This is a genomic window from Arcticibacter eurypsychrophilus, assembly GCF_001730525.1.
Taxonomy (GTDB): domain Bacteria; phylum Bacteroidota; class Bacteroidia; order Sphingobacteriales; family Sphingobacteriaceae; genus Arcticibacter; species Arcticibacter eurypsychrophilus.
The window spans coordinates 24,802-44,067 of record NZ_MDFN01000002.1 but is presented as its reverse complement, the minus strand read 5'-3'; the positions used below and the strand labels follow the sequence as shown (position 1 = coordinate 44,067).

Below are 19,266 nucleotides of genomic sequence, written 5' to 3'. Positions count from 1 at the left end.
ATAACGTATACATGAAGGCCTTCTTCTTTAAAAGAATTTTTATTATTACCATGGTTGCGATGGCATTAGTGTCATTGGCTTTTCTTTTGGTTAGGAAGGAAGCTGCGCCTATGGTGTCGGGACTCGAAGGCTTGTTGATTTTGTATTGTGGGGCTGCCTTTTTATGGGCAAAATCGCAACGGATAGATAGCGTTGTGATTGTGCGAACGGGCATTGGTTTGTATGTTGTGCTTTCCTGCGCTTATGTTATTATGTATAAGCATGCGAATGCGCTGGACTTTCTCCTGATTTATAAATCATACATTTATTTATTTTTTCTCACCTTTCTGGTGGATAAAAGACTGATGACAGCTCAAGGCGTTCTGAACTTTTACACCTTCCTGTTGGGTGTTTTTTTTGTTAAATATCTACTTGCACTGGTATTACATACAGACGACAGGCCTGTTGTTTATGAGGAAAATAATTTCGAGCTGATGCTGCTCTATTCCCTATACCTAGTTCGGTTTTCTATAACCCGCAAAAAAGCCTTCCTTGTACTAGCTCTCGTTGGTGTAATCACGATCTTATCACTCTCCAGATCATCTTTGCTGATGTATAGTGTACTGGTATTCTATGTCTTTTACAGCTCTTTCCGTAAAACCTGGGTTTATATTATACCCGTAGCTCTTGTTGTAATGGGAGCAGTGATCTACTTTATATTTTCTGAACGCTCCGGTAGTCTCCAAGATATTGATCGTTTCAAGTTCATGACTATTTTCTGGGGTGAGGTGAAACACTGGAACCTTTGGCACTGGCTCGTAGGCAATGAACGCATCACTCCTTTGAGTTATTACGCCTGCGATAATATGAGTTATTTTACTAATCTATTCAGTTACTCGGGTGATGGATCCTGTTATTCAGTAATCCTGCACTCCTTTCTTTTTAGGGTGATCCTTGATCATGGACTATTGGGTTTGGTGTTGATCATTTATGCAACCTGGCTATTGATGAACAAAAGTGGAATTAACCGGAATGTGATCCTTGTGTTTTTAGCAATCGTTCTTATTAATGGCCTCTCCGTCTCTTCGTTTAATAATTTATTCTTTGCTATCAGTATGGTCTTTCTAATGACCACTAATATAAAATTTTTAAAGGTGCCTACACGCGTCGAAAACAGGATTAAAATTCATGAAAAAAGAGAAATTTAAACCAAACTATAAGTTCTTAGGCGAATATTTTAACTTCTTTTATGAGAAGCTAGGTATCCGCTTTCTATTTGACATGGTACTCAATGTTATGGTAAGCTGTCTTGATGGTATCGGTCTGGCTATGTTTATTCCTTTGTTGAAATTAATGGATAATGACGGAAATATGCGTACCGGAAATGAAATGGGTAATCTTCATTTTCTGACTGATATGTTTCATGCTGTACATGTGCCGGTTAACATTTATAGTGTATTAGGACTGATGGGCATCCTGTTTGCCACAAAAGGGGGACTCAAATTCTTCCAGCTAAGCTCACAGGTACGTTTGAAACAAACGTTTATTAAGAAATTGCGCTTTGGACTGACTTCCGACATGCAGTCCCTGAGTTATAATGGTTTTCTGAAGCTGGATGCAGGAAAGATTCAAAATATCCTTACTTCGGAAGTACAAAAACTACAATTGGCGATTACCCATTATCTGAACTCAGTGAGTGGAGTTGCCATGTTGCTGACTTATGTGATCATGGCCTTTCTGGCCAACTGGCAGTTTGCAATTCTGGTCGCTATAGGTTCACTGCTCTCCAATTTGGTTTTCAGTAAAGCGGTGAAGACTGTGAAGAAAACTTCCATGAAGATTTCCTCCCGCGGTAATGTGTTCAACTCTCACCTGATCGAAGCAGTGCATTACTTTAAATACTTAAAGGCAACCAATCAATTCAAGGGTTTCTCGGGCAAGATTAGAAAAGTGATCAAAGAAAGTGAGGCATTGAATACTAAGGTAGGTTATTATCAGGCTGTAACTACTAGTATCAAAGAGCCGATGGTGATGCTGATCGTTATTGTCGTAATCATTGTACAAATCAAATTTTTAGGTGGAAACCTTGGCTCCATCATACTAAGTTTATTGCTTTTTTATCGTGCTTTAACATTCCTGATGAACTTCCAGAATTCGTGGCAGAACTTTATTCAGAATGTGGGTGCCATAGATTCAGTTTCTAAGCTGATCGATGAAATGAAAGAAAATAAAGAAGTGCAGGTACCACAACCTTTTGCTGGATTTCAACATAGTATTGAGATTAAGAATCTGATTTTTAAATATGGTGATACCACTGTGCTGAATAATGTGGATATAGAAATTCCGAAAAACCAGACGATTGCATTGGTGGGGGAGAGTGGTTCGGGTAAAACTACCCTGATTAATATTGTTACCGGACTTCTGCCTATGAACAGTGGAAACATGTATGTTGATGGAGTTCCGGTTACAGAGTATAATCTGGACAGCTTTCGTAGTCGCATAGGCTATATCTCTCAGGAAGCGGTGATATTTAAAGATGACGTATTTAATAATGTTACCTTTTGGGCTGAACCAACTGAAGAAAATAAGAAGCAATTCTGGAAAGTTTGTGAGATGTCATCATTAACTGCCTTTATTGAATCACTTCCGGAAAAGGAGCTTACTAGTCTGGGTGATAAAGGTATGCTGATTTCCGGAGGACAAAAACAACGGATCTCAATTGCTCGCGAGTTATATAAAAATGCCGACATCCTTATTTTGGATGAAGCGACCTCTGCATTGGATTCAGAAACAGAATTAGTTATCCAACAAAACATAGAAAAGTTGCAGGGAAGTTATACGATGATTATTATTGCACATCGGCTTTCTACAATAAAAAATGCTGATAGAATATATATGCTAGACCAGGGGGAGGTAACTTACAGTGGCAAGTTTAAAGAAATGGTGGAGAAGTCGGAGCGATTTAAACGAATGGTATCTTTACAACAAATTTAATTTCATTTGAACATATGACGAAAATTACTAAGATTTGCTGCATTGGAGCTGGCTACGTAGGTGGTCCAACGATGACAGTTATCGCTAAAAAATGTCCCCATATTAAAGTTACTGTAGTGGACCTGAACGAAGAGCGCATAGCAGCATGGAATGATCCAGACACAAATAATATCCCTGTTTTCGAACCAGGCTTAAGTGAAGTAGTTGCTGAGGCAAGAGGCCGGAACTTATTCTTCTCTACTGCAGTAGACGAGGCTATAGATGAAGCAGACATGGTTTTCATTTCTGTGAATACGCCTACTAAAACCTATGGTGCAGGTATTGGACAAGCTGCCGATCTGAAATGGATCGAATTGTGTGCCCGTCAGATTGCCCGTGTATCCAAAACAGATAAGATCGTAGTAGAAAAATCTACACTTCCTGTTCGTACAGCCAGTGCAATCAAAGATATTCTGGCACATACCGGAAGCGGTTGTAAATTTCAGATTCTTTCAAACCCTGAATTCCTTGCCGAAGGTACTGCGATAGAAGATTTGAACGCTCCTGACCGGGTGTTAATTGGTGGAGATAGTACTGAAGAAGGAAAAGAAGCCATGCAGGCATTGGTTGATATTTATGCGAACTGGGTACCCAGAGAGCGGATTTTGACTACAAATATTTGGTCTTCTGAGCTATCTAAGCTGACTGCCAATGCATTCCTTGCTCAGCGTGTATCTTCTATTAACTCGCTTTCTGAATTATGTGAAAAAACAGAAGCAGATATTTCTGAAGTTTCACGTGCTATAGGTACAGACAGTCGCATTGGACCAAAGTTTTTGAAAGCATCTGTTGGTTTCGGCGGATCTTGTTTTCAAAAAGATATTCTAAACCTGGTTTATATTGCCCGTTCATATGGCTTGCAAGAAGTAGCGGATTACTGGGAACAAGTGATTATTATAAACGACCATCAGAAAAAAAGGTTTGCTAATGAAATTATCCGGACCTCTTACAATACGGTAAACGGAAAGAAAATTGCTTTCTTAGGCTGGGCCTTTAAAAAGGATACCAACGATACCAGAGAATCCGCAGCGATCTATGTAGCCGATCATCTTTTGTTTGAGCAGGCTAAGATCACGGTTTATGATCCTAAAGTACAGGAATCTCAGGTATATGCTGATCTGGATTATCTGCGATCACGCGATCCTCAGGAAAATCGTTTTGGACTGAAGGTAACCATGGATCCTTATGAAGCCTGCAAGGATGCTCATGCTATAGCTATTCTAACTGAATGGGACGAATTTAAAACATATGACTGGCAACGTATTTATGATAGTATGTTAAAGCCTGCCAACGTATTTGATGGACGTAACTTATTAGACAAAGAAAAGCTGAAAGCCATTGGTTTTCAGGTGAAGTCTATTGGTACAGCCTAATAATAATATGCTTTTACAGGATGGCTCTCACACTTCCTGAATAAAGCTTATCAGATGCCTGTTAATCAGGTTCTGACCCTACATCTACCAATATATTTGGCCATTTTATCACCAGAAGTTTCCGGCAAATGACGGAAACTTCTGGTGATATTCAAAGCACTTCAATCATCCTCAATTTTTTGAACTTTTGTCTGTTTAATTGCACCCAAAAACTAAATAAAAATCGAAGTATGAACAATTTCAAAATCCTCCTTGCATTCCTTGTAATTGGATGTACAAGCTGCGCTAAGAATGATAGCGAACCAAATCAAGTTACTGCGGATAAAACGATAGCTGCAACTGATGTATCTACACTAAAATTGAGTGATGATAACACTTTTCAAAACACCCTTCCCTTCCCAATTGGAGTTGGCATCAACATGGGTATCCTCAAAAGGGATAGCAGGTATCGCGATATTGTAATAAAGGAATACAATAGCATTTCAGCCGAAACTGCCATGAAAATGAAAAGCCTGCGTCCCTCTGCAACAACCTATAAATGGTCGGAAGCAGATGACTTGGTTAAATTTGCTGAAGAAAACAACAAACGCGTTTATGGACATGCTTTAATTTGGGGTAACTCATTGCCGGGTTGGGTAAAGGATTTTAAAGGGGGTTATCCGGAATGGAAACAAATGTTTAAAGCGCACATCACTCAAGTGGTTAAACATTTCAAAGGCAAAGTGGTTGCCTGGGATGTAATTAACGAAGCGTTTGCTGATAATGGTGATCTAAAGAATACCATATGGCGTCAAAAGCTAGGGCCAAATTATATTGACATGGCCTTCATCTTTGCACATCGTGCTGATCCATCTGCAATCCTTTTCATTAATGACTATGGAATGGAATATGGCAACAATAAACGTCGTGGACTTGTTAAGTATGTAGAAGGAATGATAGAGCGCGGTATTCCTATTGATGGGATAGGTACACAGTTTCATTCCCGTGTAAATTTGCCTGATGCTAAATTTTCCCGTGCCTTAAATGAGATTGCTGCTACCGGTTTGAAAGTACATATCTCTGAAATGGAGATTTCCTTAAACCCGGCAAGTCTACAATCTTTACTGCTGAGTTCATTGCTTGAGCGCGAGCAGGCAGCTAAGTATGAGTATATCGTTAGAAGTTATAATGCACTGCCTAAAAAACAACAGTTTGGTATTACCTTATGGAATGTAACGGATAAAGATAGCTGGGTACTGAACTATTATGATCGGCCCGATTGGCCATTACCCTTTGATGGTAATTATCAAAAAAAACCAGCCTATCAGGGAATTCTGGATGGTGTGAATTAGATTCCCCCTTCAAATCTAAATAAAAGCACTTAAAAGCCGGAAGGCCGTATTGATGATTCGATACGGCCTTCTGGCTTTTTTATGTAAAAGTGAATTCTGTAAATGTGGTATTTTTACACGATATGAGAAAATATGAGAAAATATGTAACCACTGCATGTATAATTCCGTAAAGCCTAATACGAAAGTGTATATCAATCAGCTAATTACACAACAAAACAATTTTCCGTAAAATTATGAACAAATTCAAAATTCTGATTGCATGCCTGGTGTTAGGAAGCTTCGGATGTGCTAAAGAAGAAAGTGAAAACGCAATTACAACACAGGAATCCGAATCCGCTACTACCAGTTCAACTCTTGCCTTAGATGAAGGTGTAACCCTTAAAAATTTGCCCTTTAAATTTGGTGCAGCAGTAAATGTGAACCACATGAAGAGCAGACCAGAATACAGGGATCTGATCATTAAAGAGTATAGCAGTCTGACTGCTGAAAATGCCATGAAAATTGGTGCATTACATCCCGCACAAGACACTTACAACTTTACAGATGCTGATTACCTGGTTAATTTTGCTATTGCAAATGGTAAACGTGTACATGGTCATACTTTAATATGGGATAGTTCATTACCGGCATGGATTAAGAATTTCCAGGGAGATTATCCGGCATGGAAAAAAATGTTTGAATTACATATTACTACTGTTGTAAAACATTTCAAGGGTAGAGTTGCATCTTGGGACGTAATTAACGAAGCTTTCGATGACAGCGGTAATATTCAAAATACAATCTGGCGTCAGCATTTAGGACCTAATTATATTGATATGGCGTTTATTTTTGCTCATCGTGCAGATCCTGCAGCTAAATTGTTTATCAATGACTATGGTCATGAAAATGGTAACAGCAGAAGAGAAGGAATTATCGCATATGTTAAAGCATTAAGAGCTAAAAAAGTACCTATTGATGGAATAGGCATGCAGTTCCACACCCGTTATAACAGGGGAACCAGCAGCTGGACTAAAGCGATTAATGAAACTGCTGCAACAGGTCTTTTAGTACATATATCTGAATTAGATATAGCCGTAAATCCGGAAGGTGTTAAGGGGTATGTTCCGACTGCCGAGCGGATAACTCAACAAGCCGAAGCATACAAAACCATTTTTAAATTATACAATGCAATTCCAAAAGCACAACAATGGGGAATTACAACATGGAACCTGACTGACAATGATTCTCATTTGAAAAGCAGACCAGACTATCCATTACCTTTCGATGCCAACTACCAGAGAAAGCCTGCTTACCAAGGTATACTGGATGGCGTTAAATAAAATTAAAATTCTCTTATTCTACAAAAAAGGCTGTTTCCTAATCGAAACAGCCTTTTTTATTTTAAGATCGTTTGTACAAAAAATGTGCAATTAAGTCACAATTTCAATGAATATATTTGATATATGAATGTTCATGTCATTATATCCACTCACAATGGGGCCAATTGGATCGAAAAATGTATCAATAGTGTATTGAATTCAAGTATCGGCGTGCACATAAATATCATAGACAATGTTTCTACGGATCAAACTGTGGACATTATCCAGACCAAATTTCCGGAAGTTAACCTAATATGCAATGAAATAGATTTGGGATTTGCTAAGTCAAACAATATCTTATTACGCAAAGCAATTGAAGAAGGAGTTGATTATGTTTTTCTCCTTAATCAGGATGCCTGGATAGAAAAAGATACGATAGAAGGGTTAATAAAGATACATTTGCAGAATAAGCAGTATGGAATTGTAAGTCCCATACATGTAAATGGAGCAGGAACTGCACTGGATTTTAATTTCTCAACCTATTGCCGCGAATACCGCTGTCCTGGCTTTCTTTCCGATCTCTATCTCAATACGATAAAAGAGATATATGATTTGTACTTTGTTAATGCTGCAATGTGGCTGGTCTCTAAAGAGTGCATGCAAAAGGTAGGCCTTTTTGATCCCCTGTTTAATGTTTATGGAGAGGATGTCGATTACATGAACAGATCCAGGTTAAAGGGTTTTAAACTAGGACTTGCACCTTATTTTCGCGGTTACCATGATCGGGAAAAGCGGCCTCCTTCGGTCAAGCATAATCGTCTGATCGCTGTCATCAAACAGATCTGTATTTTAAAGGATCTGAATAATAACTTTTATAAAGAAGTATTGATATACACTACAACTTTTGTTAAGACTCTGGCCATCTACCTGATCAGAGGAAAGTTTGATTCATTAGGTGCAGAATTGAAGGGGGGGAGGTATATATTTTCCTCTTTGGGAAAAATCCGAAGAACTCGGAAAATTTGTAATAAAGATGGTGCATATATTCAGATCTGCCCCACCAATAAGAAATTGATTAAACAGCTGGCTGATATGGAAGTTAATTAATCTGAAGCTATGATATCTGTTATTATGCCTTGCTATAATTGTCAGTCTTTTGTGAGTCGTGCCATAGAAAGCGTACTGAAACAAACATATACTGACTGGGAATTAATTTTAGTGAATAATAATTCGGCTGATCAGACGCAAAGTGTGTTGGATGGTTATTGTGCATTGTATCCAGATAAGATCTATACCTATATAGAGATGAAACCCGGAGCTCCTGCTGCACGCAACAAAGGACTTAAATATGCCAAAGGGGAATGGATCCAGTTTATGGATTCTGATGACGAACTGTATTCCGATAAAATTGAAAAGCAAGTAGAAATTGCCGAAAATACCAGTTGCGACATTGTTTCCGGGGCCTATTATTTGAATAAACTAGTCGATGGAAAAGTTATAAATACCCTTAAAGTACCCCGTAATGCTAATATTTATGAATCACTGATCTCCTCCAAGCTGGGCATTACCAGCGCTAACCTATGGCGAAAAGAAGCTGTTCTTGCTGTAGGCGGATGGGATGAGAGTTTGACATCATCACAGGAATATGATATGCTGTTTAGAATGATAGTGGCCCATGCTGTAATTGGTTTTGATATGCACCCCCGTACGATTGTTTATAGTCTCGAAAATTCCGTATCCAATAGTTTAAACAAGCAGAGATTGATCCGTATCCTCGAAAACAGAGTATCCCTGCGTTTAAGGATCAAACAGCATTTGAGCAATGAGGGGCTCTTAACTATTCAGTTAGCACAGTTTTGGGATCTGTATCTGTACGATCACCTTATAAAGCGCAAGTTGTTAGTGCCTGAATATGTGTTCCGTAGATTAAATGAACTGGCTATCCGGGTGCCTTTGAAAGTTGTGATAAAACAAAAAGCAAGATTCTTTCTGCAGCGCATTTTTGGGAAATAATTCAGGAAAGATCATCATATTAATCAAAAAGCCCTCTGTTTCCAAACCGGCTTTTTGATCAATGTGATGATCGGTTAAAATCTTATTTGCTGTAAATCTTAGCTGTATTTCTAAACCCTGTAGTAGTAGCGCTGTACCAATCTGTAAACGATGTTCCGCCACTCTTCGCCCAACCCATGAAATGAGAGTACGTATCGATAATAGAACTCTTTTCGATTGGGTAGCTAAAGCTTCCTGTAAAACTTAATGCCCATGGACCGTTGTTTTTGTTCTTATAATAGAGGTTGCCTGCAACTGAACTCTTATCGTCTTCAGTTCCCATTAATGTACTTGTTGCTTTATCTGTCGGTTTATAACCCGGCAAATGAATCTCGTAACCTCTTCTCAGGTTGCTGATCAGGAAGGGATTGAAAGGTGCTGTTCCAAAAACGCTGCCTGCAATCGGTGCAGTAAAAGTAATATTCACGGTAACCAGTATAGGTGTAGCCTGTGCTTTTCCTGGTAATGTATTCGTAATAGCTGAGTTATCCGCATTGTTTAACACATTACGATGATTATCAAAGGGAATGATCACTGCATTGGTTTGTCCCGCTTCTGTACCGTTTGCATTTTTAATAATATAGGTGCTGGATTGAAGTGATTGTCCGGTTACTGAACTTACCTTCGAAGAACTAAAAGGGAACTGGACACCAAAACCGTTTTTATAATCAGCTCCTGCTGCAACAGCAAGATACTCGCCCTTCATTTCCACTACTGCGTTTGAGGCATTTTTAACAAATGTATAGCGGTAATTTAAAACCAGGTCATTCATATCGTAATCACCCATTTTGGGCCAGTTATCCTCGAATGCCAATGTGGACCATCCTGTTTTAGAAGGACTGTACGTAATGTAAGCACGCAAAGGATCGTCGGGAAATTCATCCAGCTCATCTAAAACGCCATCTTCGTCTGCATCAGGTATTTTATCAACTACAGTTACACCATCCTTAGAAATAGCACTAGCTGGATTTGAAGTCGCATAGGCAACCACATCATTAAAGTCCTGATCTGAACCAGTCTGTCTGTTCAGATCTTCAAAACCAAACAAGAACAGGGAATGATCATTATCATACAGCATCACCGTGTGTTTTTTTAATGCTGCTGTTGATTCAGGATTAAACTTCGCATCGGAGTAGAATTTAGCATAACTGGTGTTCACCATGTTTCCTACCCATGCATCTCGTAGTAAAACAAACCCAATGGTTATTCCTGCCGTAAAACGGCCTAGCTTAACTTTATCGCCTGATCTTAAACCTCCTAATGAGCCAAAAGCTGATGAATTCGGAAATATCATAGTCACCTTATCTATCCCGCCTGCATTCGTGCCTCCGGATGCTACTGCTGGTGTAGATCCTGTAGGGAAAGTATAATAAGCTAGTGCATTACGGAATCCGGCTCCTTCAGATACGAAAGTAAGCCATATATCTGCATCTTGTTTAACGATAATATTTGGAATTGCATCACTCGCCAGGTACTCCGGGTGAGTAGTGGTTAGTGATTTGCTTTCGGGAAGTGAAGAATTGATGTAGGTTAACAATGTAGATGGAATAACATCAGGAGTTGTTTCCAAGTAAACCGGTCTCCCCAGTACAAATGGATATAAAGTGGTATTTACTACCGCATCTGTAGCACTTGTATAACCTGTGGGGTAAACAAATTCGGTAGCGGATAAACCAAAGGTAGTCATGCCACTGCTTCTTGTAGCCGGAATAGCCTCAGCAATTACATCTCCGCTAAATCCTGCAGTCCCACCAATTACGGCATTTAATGAACTTTTTGAAGAAATTATTGCTTTTACATTATTTAACAAACCAACATAATTAGGGCTGATTACCACAGTATCCACTGAAGCAGGTACTACCATGGTTCCGTATGCATATCCGCTGGCATCAGTAGCAGCCTTAAAAAATACATTTTCTGCATTCGCCGGATCTGTAACAGACACCAACACACCTTTTACCGCTTCCCCAGAATTGGATAAAAGCCGAATCGACACAGTCAATTCCCGGGTCGTAGAAAAATTAAAATTATCAGGAGCGATATCCGTATCTATAGGATCAATAATCGTGTTATCTGTCGCCGTTTCCTTTTTACAGGATGAAAACAACAGTAGGGCTATTACAAAAAGTGTAAAACAGGAGTAAGGTGATTTCATAGCATCAATTTTTATTATTTAGTCAATAATTGTTCCAACAGGAAATTTGGCTTATTTGCACATAAAACGTACTGTTCTCATATAAATACACCCAAAATATGGGAAATGTGAGAATTTTTTGGGGAAATATTTTCTATTATATGTAATAATATTTCCTAATAATCAGGATTTAGGATCTTTAAACAGTTAACTAAGTCAAGTATTTAGAACTTCGGATAATATAAGTGCTTATTAAAGGTTCAATAAACATCACCGGCTAACAAAATGCATACTTTATTGTTTAGCTTCGAAAATGGGCATACCACTAGTAAAAAAAGAATACGATGCAGTTGTAGTAGGCTCAGGTCCCAACGGACTTGCAGCAGCCATATTACTACAGCAATCTGGCTTATCCGTATTATTAGTTGAGGCTAAACCAGAGATTGGTGGAGGCCTTCGAACAGAGGAACTAACCTTACCGGGGTTTTTACATGACGTTTGTTCTGCTATTCATCCTATGGCGGCACAGTCGCCCTATTTTTCGTCACTCCCGCTTGCTAATCACGGATTGGAGTATATTTATTCGCCTATTGCAGCGGCGCATCCTTTTGATGACGGAACAGCGGCTTTTTTATACCCATCAATTGAGCAGACTGCCAGCCAATTTGGCAAAGATGAAAAAGCGTATCGGAATCTTATGGAGCCACTTGTAAAGATCTGGCCTTCCATAGCGGCCGATGTATTGGCACCTTTGCATATTCCAAAGCATCCCATCAACATGGCACAATTTGGCTTACCTGCAATAACCTCAGCGATGTATCTGGCTAATCAACATTTTCAAACCAGGGAGGCAAGAGGACTTTGGGCAGGAATGGCTGCTCATTCCATACAACCGTTGACGAATTTAACGACTTCAGCCATTGGACTTGTACTCATGATAGCGGGTTTGACAAAAGGATGGCCTCTACCAAAAGGAGGTTCAAAACAAATAGCAAAAGCATTATCATCCTATTTCCTTTCCTTGGGAGGGAAAATAGAAACCAATTTTACGGTGAGTCACTTAAATCAGCTGCCCTCGTCACATGCAGTCCTTTTTGATATTACACCAAGACAGTTGTTAAAAATAGCCGGACATACATTTTCTAATATTTATAAATGGCAGTTAGAAAAATACCGATATGGACTGGGCGTCTACAAAATTGACTGGGCATTAGATGGACCCGTTCCCTACACCGCTCAGGCATGCAGTAAGGCCTCTACCGTTCATCTGGGTAATTCCCTGGAAGAGATTGCTTATTCCGAACAGCAAACATGGGAGGGTAAATACCCCGAAAAACCCTATATCCTGATGGCTCAGCAAAGTATGTTTGATCCCACACGGGCACCCGAAGGAAAACATACGGCATGGGGATACTGCCACGTACCTCATGGATCTACTGTATCCAGGGTAGAAGCCATTGAAAGCCAGATAGAACGTTTTGCACCAGGCTTTCGCGAACGCATTCTTGCCCGTCATACCATGGATACCGCAGCGATGGAAAGTCACAATGCTAATTATGTAGGCGGGGATATCAATGGTGGAGTAATCGATCTGGGACAGCTATTTACCAGGCCCGCACTTCGCTATTCACCATACAGGACCTCTGCCAAAGGCTTGTATATCTGTTCATCATCAACCCCTCCCGGAGGTGGCGTTCACGGTATGTGTGGTTTCCATGCGGCTAAGCGGGTTTTGAAAGATATTTTTAATAAATAGGATTATAGAGACAACCCATAACAGGACTGCAAAATTCAGATCCCACTCTGTATCAATCAACAGATTGTTATTCTTGTTCCCGGTTAAGATAAAGAATAAACGGATCAGTACAAGAAGGAAAACGACCGAAGAAAGTATGATCTTTACGTAAGGCTGTCTTATATAATTATTGATTCTTTGATATAAACCTGAAAAATCAATAAATGCCAGGTAGACCAGAAAGTTCACAACAAATGGAATGTTTAGCAAAAGGCAGTTCAACAAATGGAAAGTTACCACACCCAGAAGCCAGAGTTTCCAAAACTTTCTTCCTGCCATAAGCATAAAAAAAGCAGAAAGTTCAAATAGTACCGCTATAAAATCAAATGATTTAATCAAAAGAGGCGGAAAATCAAGTACATAGGGCATTAAAAGATCTGATCTTCCACTTTCAGATAGCCCTCTGAAATACCAGGAAAGAAAACCGCTGGAGCTCATATCCAAGTTGATCCAGGTCCTTGCTTTAGGCAATCCAGCCGTAAACATCCCGAAACAGATTAGTACGCTAAGCAGCAAAAGACTTCTGTCAGCACCTTTAAGCTTTTTATCAGGGTAAAATGCCAGCAGTGTGCCCCAATTGGAAAGCGACATGCAGATCAATAACACATATAATAAAATATCATGATCTATTTTCCCAAAAGAATAGTTGAAACTGCAGCCCACGATATTCAACACACCAAATAACAGAGAAGCCAGCCTTGCTTTAATGCCAAAAATAATACAAAGTACCGCAATCAGGATTCCCATATCAATGGCTAAGAACAGCCAGTAATCAGGAAAGGAATGAAAAAACCGGGCTATGCTCATTTTAGGGGGAGAATAGAGTAGATCGGGAATGTACCTGATCCAGCTATAAGTCTTCAGCTGGATCAGCAAAAGATAAAATCCAAGAATGATCCGAAAGCAACATAATGATTCAAGAGGAAGACTGACCGAGTCATTAACCCTTGTCCAGAACTTCGTGTTTAGCTCGTTAATTAAGGTAGATAGGTTCTTCATTGATAATTTTACTTTCCATAAGTTTTCCATCCACTGAAGAAATCGTATTCTTCAATGTTACAATGAACAATTCTTTATAAGGGCCTGATTGCGCAATAATTCGCTTGTCGATCCAATGCTTGAGCTCCGTTTTTTTTGCCTCATCTACAGGTGAAGATGATTTTGTAAATTTAAGTCCAAAGTTCCTTTTCAGAATAAAGGATGAGAATTGTATGGGTATAGGCGCAAAGAAGTCAGCATGATTAATTTTTATGCGTCGGTTATGAATATCAGTAACATAGATTTGCTTGTACTGATAGCTCATTTGTTTTTTCGATATGGAAAGTGTGTTTTGCCCTGCAGGCAAAATCAGGGATGGATAAATTTCCACATGTTTAAAAACTTTCAAAACGAAGGGAAAGAGCAGGGCGATTAGAAGGCAGATCGTAAATCGGACTGAAAACATATGATTGCTGTTTAGGTGACAGAACGAAAATAACCTAAACCGCTGAATTTATGACTAATTAGTGTCAATTGCTAAGAATTTGTGGATCAATTAGGCATAAATTACACGATGAGTCATCATTTGAGAATAATGATTTCTCATCGTGTAATTTATGCCAAGTATTAAAATTCATTCAAGTTTTAAGGAATGATTTCAATTTCTACACGTCTGTTAGCGACTCTTCCTTGCTCAGTTGCATCTGGCTGGATAGGCTCCGCTTCGCCGTACCCTTTAACTTCCAGGTTTGATCCACTAATTCCTGCATTTTCTAAATATGTTTTAACCGAATAAGCGCGGTCACGGGATAAAGCCATATTATGTGCCTCACTGCCCTCCGCAGAAGAATGACCATTGATTACAAACCGTACAGCAGAATCTTTCTTCATTTCTGTAGCCGCTTTATCCAGGATCGGATACGAAATTGTTCGCAGTACTACGGAGTTGAACTCAAACTGAATATTGCTGAAGTTAAAATCAGGCTTTTTAACCGGCGGCATCACTTCTTCATCCTTCTTTTGTTCTACAGCAGCAGGAGTCTCTTTTACCGCTACCGGTTCTTCTTTTGCTACGCCATAAGGGTTGGTCGCCATACCCGCTTTTTTTGTTTTACACGCTTGTAAGGAAGATAAGCCCAACAGGATAATCATCCCAGGAAGCAAATGTGTTTTAAGAAATTTCATACCTATTTTATGTGATTTATGCTAACATACAAGATATCCTTCAGAAACAGTCAGAAGAATTTTAATAAAACCCTTTAATTGTCATGGAAAGGCCAGAAATCAAGTATTGATTGTAATTAAATTTTCAATCTTTATACCTGAAAATCACCTTACGATGTAACGTACTGTGAAGACTCGCCTGTAGCGCAATCCTTTACGGCGCACATAAATTAATAATGAAACCTGGTTTGCATTTGCCCATTCTTTCCACAAAGCCTTAGTTGAAATGCCTCAATTTTCAAAATAACGATGAGACAGAATGGTCATTAAAAAAAACCGTATTCATCATTCACAGGTAGATTTTTTTATTATTTTTGTTAGAAACCCTTCAACAAGGGTTTCATATATATCATGATCAGCTGAAATAATGATTGAACAAACAGGATTGGGAGACGATACCGTTTCAGATTTACAATTCCCGGTCGTTGGTATCGGTGCCTCTGCAGGAGGACTTGATGCCGTAAGACAATTTTTAAAGTCAGTACCAGAAAAATCAGGTATGGCCTATATCTTTGTGCAGCATCTCAGTCCCACACACGAAAGTTTGTTAACCGAGATCCTGGAAAGGACTGCACCAATCCCCGTACATAAGATCACCGATAACATCCATCTCGAGAAAGATAATTTATATATTATCCCCGAAAATAAGATCCTTACCGCCATAGACGGGCGTCTCCGTTTGGCACCACTGGATGAGAAACACCATAAAGTAAAAGTCATTGACCTTTTTTTTTCATCCCTTGCCGTCGTACATCAAAGTTACGCCGTAGGCATTGTCCTGTCGGGAACCCTAAATGACGGAACGCTGGGACTTCAGGTAATCAAAGCCTATGGAGGGATCACCTTTGCACAGGACGAAGCCTCCGCTGCTTATGACGATATGCCTAAAAACGCGATCAATACCGGTGCGGTAGATTTTGTACTCTCACCCGATAAGATTGCCGGACAGCTCATGAGACTCAACCACGTTTTTCATAAAAATGGGTCTTCAACAGGAGAAGGTATTACAGAACCAGAGCAGAAGAGTGAAGAAACCTTCAAAGAGTTACTTTCCATACTACGTGTCCGTCGAAACGTAGATTTTACCTATTATAAATCCGGTACCATCAAACGTCGCATTATGCGCCGCATGGCACTTAAAAATACAGCTACACCAGAAGAATACCTGGTCATTCTAAGAGAGGATAAGGACGAGCAGGACGAGCTATTTAATGATATGCTGATCTTGGTCACTGATTTCTTTCGCGATACCTCTAGTTTCGAGAGTCTCTGTAACACCATTCTTCCAGAGCTGATCAGCAAAAAGAGCGGACAGGAAACTTTACGCATCTGGGTGGCAGGATGTGCCACCGGACAGGAAGCCTATTCCATTGCGATCTGTATCAAGGAATACCTGGGCAGCAGAACCGAAATGATGAAGATCCAGATCTTTGCGACCGATATATCCGAAGCTGGCATTATCAGGGCACGATCCGGTTTGTATCATAGCACGGAGATGAGCGGAATGAGTCCTTCCCGTCTGAAACTTTATTTTGCAGAAACCGATGGAGCGTACCAGATCTGTAAGGAAATCCGTGATCTGTGTGTATTCGCACAGCATAACCTGCTTACCGATCCCCCTTTCTCGCGTATGGACCTGATTAGTTGTCGCAATGTGCTTATTTACATGGAACCCGTGTTGCAAAAGCGCATCCTCAGTACCTTCCACTATGCGCTGAATAATCAGGGATACCTGATGTTAGGCAATGCAGAAAGCGTCAATAGTTTAACCGAACTTTTTGTTTCCGGAAACAACCGGGATAAATACTTCCATAGAAAGGGCTTAAGGGGACGGCTTTCGCCTGATTTCTCTGCAGACAGAGAAACTAATTTTAAGGAGCTGACTTATCCGGAACAGCAGGAAGATCCAAAAACGGATGTCTTTAGATTAGCCGACAACCTGGTTTTGGCTAAACACTCGCCCGCCGGATTCCTTCTGGGGGAGTATTTCAATATCCTGCAGTTCAGGGGCAAAACAGACACCTGGCTTGATCCATCCCCAGGTAAGGCCAGTCTGGACGTGCTTAAAATGATACGTGTTGATCTTTCATTTGGATTACGAAACCTGTTACAGCAGGCAAAAAAAACAAAGGCAACAGCCCGCAAGGAGCAAATCGTTTTTAAACTAGACGGTCAGCAGCAGCTTGTAGATATCGAAGTGATCCCATTCAGCAGCAATAGTGAGCATTACTACCTCGTTTTGTTCGAAAACGCAGTAAAGCAAGCGCTTATCATTCCATCAGGAATTGATCTTCGTGATCAGGAGATTGAGCAGTTAAAAAGAGAGCTGATACAGATTCGGGCGGACATGAGCCTGGTGGCTGAAGAGCAAGATACAGCCAATGAAGAACTGCAGAGCGCGAACGAAGAACTGCTTTCCAGTACAGAAGAGATGAGAACTTTGAATGAAGAGCTTCAAACTTCCGCCGAAGAGCTGCAAAGTACAAACGAAGAAATTTCAATCATCAATAATGAACTTCAGGACCGAAACGAGCAGCTCAACGTAGCAAAAGCCTACACCGAGGAGATCATGAATACCATTCGCGACCCGCTGATCATACTCGATAGACAGCTGATGGTCAAAAGGGCTACAAAAGGATTCTATACTAAATTTAAAGTCACCGTTCAAGAAACCGAAGGACAGTATTTTTATTCATTAGGAAATGGGCAATGGGATATTCCATCCCTGCGTTTTCTGCTGGAGAGTGTACTTCCAGAGAAAAAAGTAGTAGTCGATTATGAAGTAACACATATTTTTCCTGAACTGGGACTCCGGATCATGTGTCTCAATTCCTGCCAGATAGATCAGCAGCAAGATGACCACCTGATTTTACTAGCTATCGAGGACATTACCGACAAGCGGAGAATAGAAGAAGGACTTGCACAAGTCGAGCTCTTATTTAAAGAAAGCAAGGACAGACTAAAATTTGCTATAGATGCCGCCGGACTGGGTACCTGGGATTATAACCCTTTAAACAAGCAGCTCTTGTTAGACGAACGCTGCAAGGAACTGTTCGGTATTACGTCATCAGGACCTGTCAGCTTTGATACGTTTGTCAATCACATCCATCCGGATGACCGGCATGCTGTCCTGAATAAGTTAAAGCAGGCGATGATCAATTCCAGCCAGTCTGATTTTGAAAAGGAATTCCGTACCATTGAATTGCCGGACAAAGAGACCAACTGGATCAAATTTAAAGGAAAAATATATTTTAACGAAAAAGGGGTTGCCTATCGTTATGTAGGTACTGCGCTGGATATCAGTCTGCAAAAGATTGATGACGAAGCCACGGCAGAACTCATGAAAAAGAAGGATGATTTTATGAGTATTGCCAGTCACGAACTCAAGACCCCTATCACCACACTAAAAGCGGTTTTGCAGTTATTAGAACGCATCAAGAATAAACCCAGTTCGCCAATGTTTCCGGTCCTGATTGAACAAGCCAATAAAAGTCTGGTTAAGGTAAGCGTGTTGATCGAAGACCTGCTGGATGTCAGCAAACTCAAACAAGGCCAGTTACACCTGAATAGAACACATATTAAACTCTCCAAAATTGTGGACGAGTGTTGCAGTCATGTACGCATTGCGGGAGAGTATACCATTAAAACCACTGGCGATCTCAACGCAGAAGCCTATGTTGATGCCGAACGCATTAACCAGGTGGTAGTCAACTTTGTCAATAATGCAATTAAGTATGCCCCTGCATCAAAGGAGATTGGTGTATTCATTGAAAAATTAGATCAGACCGTTAAAGTATCGGTTATTGATCATGGTCCCGGCATACTCGCATCTAAAATCCCACATCTGTTTGAGCGCTATTATCGGGTCGGCAATTCCGGTTATCAGTATTCAGGGTTAGGATTAGGGCTATATATCAGCGCGGAGATCATCAGAAGGCATGGCGGTCAGATTGGTGCAGAAAGTGAGTTAGGCAAAGGCAGTACTTTCTGGTTTACGCTACCACTTAATTAACCTTAAACAAAAAAGCATTCACCTTATAGAGGTGAATGCAGCATAAATATTGCTTG

General features: G+C 40.1%; 13 protein-coding genes. 9 read left to right on the top strand and 4 right to left on the bottom strand.

Annotated features, from left to right (window positions below):
- Positions 1–11: 11 nt before the first annotated feature.
- The 7 genes from BFL47_RS01745 (at position 12) to BFL47_RS01715 (ending at position 9,028) form a co-directional block, all read left to right on the top strand.
- Positions 12–1,187: a hypothetical protein gene (locus BFL47_RS01745; RefSeq protein WP_069658080.1), complete on the top strand. Its 1,176-nt coding sequence runs from the start codon at positions 12–14 to the stop codon at positions 1,185–1,187.
- Positions 1,168–2,973, top strand: a complete 1,806-nt coding sequence (locus BFL47_RS01740; protein ID WP_069658079.1) for an ABC transporter ATP-binding protein — start codon at positions 1,168–1,170, stop codon at positions 2,971–2,973. The genes BFL47_RS01745 and BFL47_RS01740 overlap by 20 nt, the downstream gene beginning before the upstream one ends.
- 14 nt (positions 2,974–2,987) lie before the next feature.
- A complete protein-coding gene (locus BFL47_RS01735) occupies positions 2,988–4,385 on the top strand; it encodes a UDP-glucose 6-dehydrogenase (protein ID WP_069658078.1) in 1,398 nt (465 codons plus the stop codon).
- Between the two features lie 230 nt (positions 4,386–4,615).
- Complete coding sequence (locus tag BFL47_RS01730) at positions 4,616–5,716, top strand: endo-1,4-beta-xylanase (protein ID WP_083256954.1); 1,101 nt, start codon at positions 4,616–4,618, stop codon at positions 5,714–5,716.
- A 234-nt stretch (positions 5,717–5,950) separates the two neighbouring features.
- Positions 5,951–7,036, top strand: a complete 1,086-nt coding sequence (locus tag BFL47_RS01725) for an endo-1,4-beta-xylanase (protein ID WP_069658076.1) — start codon at positions 5,951–5,953, stop codon at positions 7,034–7,036.
- A gap of 123 nt (positions 7,037–7,159) precedes the next feature.
- On the top strand, positions 7,160–8,122 hold the full coding sequence (locus BFL47_RS01720; protein ID WP_069658075.1) for a glycosyltransferase family 2 protein: 963 nt from the start codon (positions 7,160–7,162) through the stop codon (positions 8,120–8,122).
- Between the two features lie 9 nt (positions 8,123–8,131).
- Positions 8,132–9,028, top strand: coding sequence for a glycosyltransferase family 2 protein (locus BFL47_RS01715; protein ID WP_245681272.1), 897 nt, complete (start codon positions 8,132–8,134; stop codon positions 9,026–9,028).
- A gap of 82 nt (positions 9,029–9,110) precedes the next feature.
- Here BFL47_RS01715 and BFL47_RS01710 read toward each other — a convergent pair whose 3' ends face one another.
- The gene (locus tag BFL47_RS01710; RefSeq protein ID WP_069658074.1) at positions 9,111–11,222 is read right to left on the bottom strand and encodes an LruC domain-containing protein; all 2,112 of its coding nucleotides are present in this window, start codon (positions 11,220–11,222) and stop codon (positions 9,111–9,113) included.
- 292 nt (positions 11,223–11,514) lie between these two features.
- Between BFL47_RS01710 and BFL47_RS01705 the strand changes: the two genes are divergently transcribed.
- On the top strand, positions 11,515–12,957 hold the full coding sequence (locus BFL47_RS01705; protein ID WP_069658073.1) for a phytoene desaturase family protein: 1,443 nt from the start codon (positions 11,515–11,517) through the stop codon (positions 12,955–12,957).
- On the opposite strand, the gene BFL47_RS01700 is transcribed toward BFL47_RS01705, so the two are convergent.
- From BFL47_RS01700 to BFL47_RS01690, 3 genes are all read right to left on the bottom strand, one after another.
- Positions 12,874–13,995 (bottom strand): hypothetical protein, encoded by a 1,122-nt coding sequence (locus tag BFL47_RS01700; RefSeq protein ID WP_139125727.1) that lies wholly within the window; start codon positions 13,993–13,995, stop codon positions 12,874–12,876. The genes BFL47_RS01705 and BFL47_RS01700 overlap by 84 nt on opposite strands.
- Complete coding sequence (locus BFL47_RS01695) at positions 13,970–14,440, bottom strand: hypothetical protein (RefSeq protein WP_069658071.1); 471 nt, start codon at positions 14,438–14,440, stop codon at positions 13,970–13,972. Before BFL47_RS01695 ends, BFL47_RS01700 begins: the two co-directional genes overlap by 26 nt.
- A gap of 179 nt (positions 14,441–14,619) precedes the next feature.
- Positions 14,620–15,159, bottom strand: a complete 540-nt coding sequence (locus tag BFL47_RS01690; RefSeq protein WP_069658070.1) for an OmpA family protein — start codon at positions 15,157–15,159, stop codon at positions 14,620–14,622.
- A gap of 406 nt (positions 15,160–15,565) precedes the next feature.
- Between BFL47_RS01690 and BFL47_RS01685 the strand changes: the two genes are divergently transcribed.
- Positions 15,566–19,210, top strand: coding sequence for a CheR family methyltransferase (locus tag BFL47_RS01685; protein ID WP_069658069.1), 3,645 nt, complete (start codon positions 15,566–15,568; stop codon positions 19,208–19,210).
- Positions 19,211–19,266: the final 56 nt, after the last annotated feature.

Coding starts and splice junctions, on each gene's coding strand:
- BFL47_RS01745 (WP_069658080.1), top strand. CDS start 12: ATGAAGGCCTTCTTCTTTAAAAGAATTTTTATTATTACCATGGTTGCG.
- BFL47_RS01740 (WP_069658079.1), top strand. CDS start 1,168: ATGAAAAAAGAGAAATTTAAACCAAACTATAAGTTCTTAGGCGAATAT.
- BFL47_RS01735 (WP_069658078.1), top strand. CDS start 2,988: ATGACGAAAATTACTAAGATTTGCTGCATTGGAGCTGGCTACGTAGGT.
- BFL47_RS01730 (WP_083256954.1), top strand. CDS start 4,616: ATGAACAATTTCAAAATCCTCCTTGCATTCCTTGTAATTGGATGTACA.
- BFL47_RS01725 (WP_069658076.1), top strand. CDS start 5,951: ATGAACAAATTCAAAATTCTGATTGCATGCCTGGTGTTAGGAAGCTTC.
- BFL47_RS01720 (WP_069658075.1), top strand. CDS start 7,160: ATGAATGTTCATGTCATTATATCCACTCACAATGGGGCCAATTGGATC.
- BFL47_RS01715 (WP_245681272.1), top strand. CDS start 8,132: ATGATATCTGTTATTATGCCTTGCTATAATTGTCAGTCTTTTGTGAGT.
- BFL47_RS01710 (WP_069658074.1), bottom strand. CDS start 11,222: ATGAAATCACCTTACTCCTGTTTTACACTTTTTGTAATAGCCCTACTG.
- BFL47_RS01705 (WP_069658073.1), top strand. CDS start 11,515: ATGGGCATACCACTAGTAAAAAAAGAATACGATGCAGTTGTAGTAGGC.
- BFL47_RS01700 (WP_139125727.1), bottom strand. CDS start 13,995: ATGAAGAACCTATCTACCTTAATTAACGAGCTAAACACGAAGTTCTGG.
- BFL47_RS01695 (WP_069658071.1), bottom strand. CDS start 14,440: ATGTTTTCAGTCCGATTTACGATCTGCCTTCTAATCGCCCTGCTCTTT.
- BFL47_RS01690 (WP_069658070.1), bottom strand. CDS start 15,159: ATGAAATTTCTTAAAACACATTTGCTTCCTGGGATGATTATCCTGTTG.
- BFL47_RS01685 (WP_069658069.1), top strand. CDS start 15,566: ATGATTGAACAAACAGGATTGGGAGACGATACCGTTTCAGATTTACAA.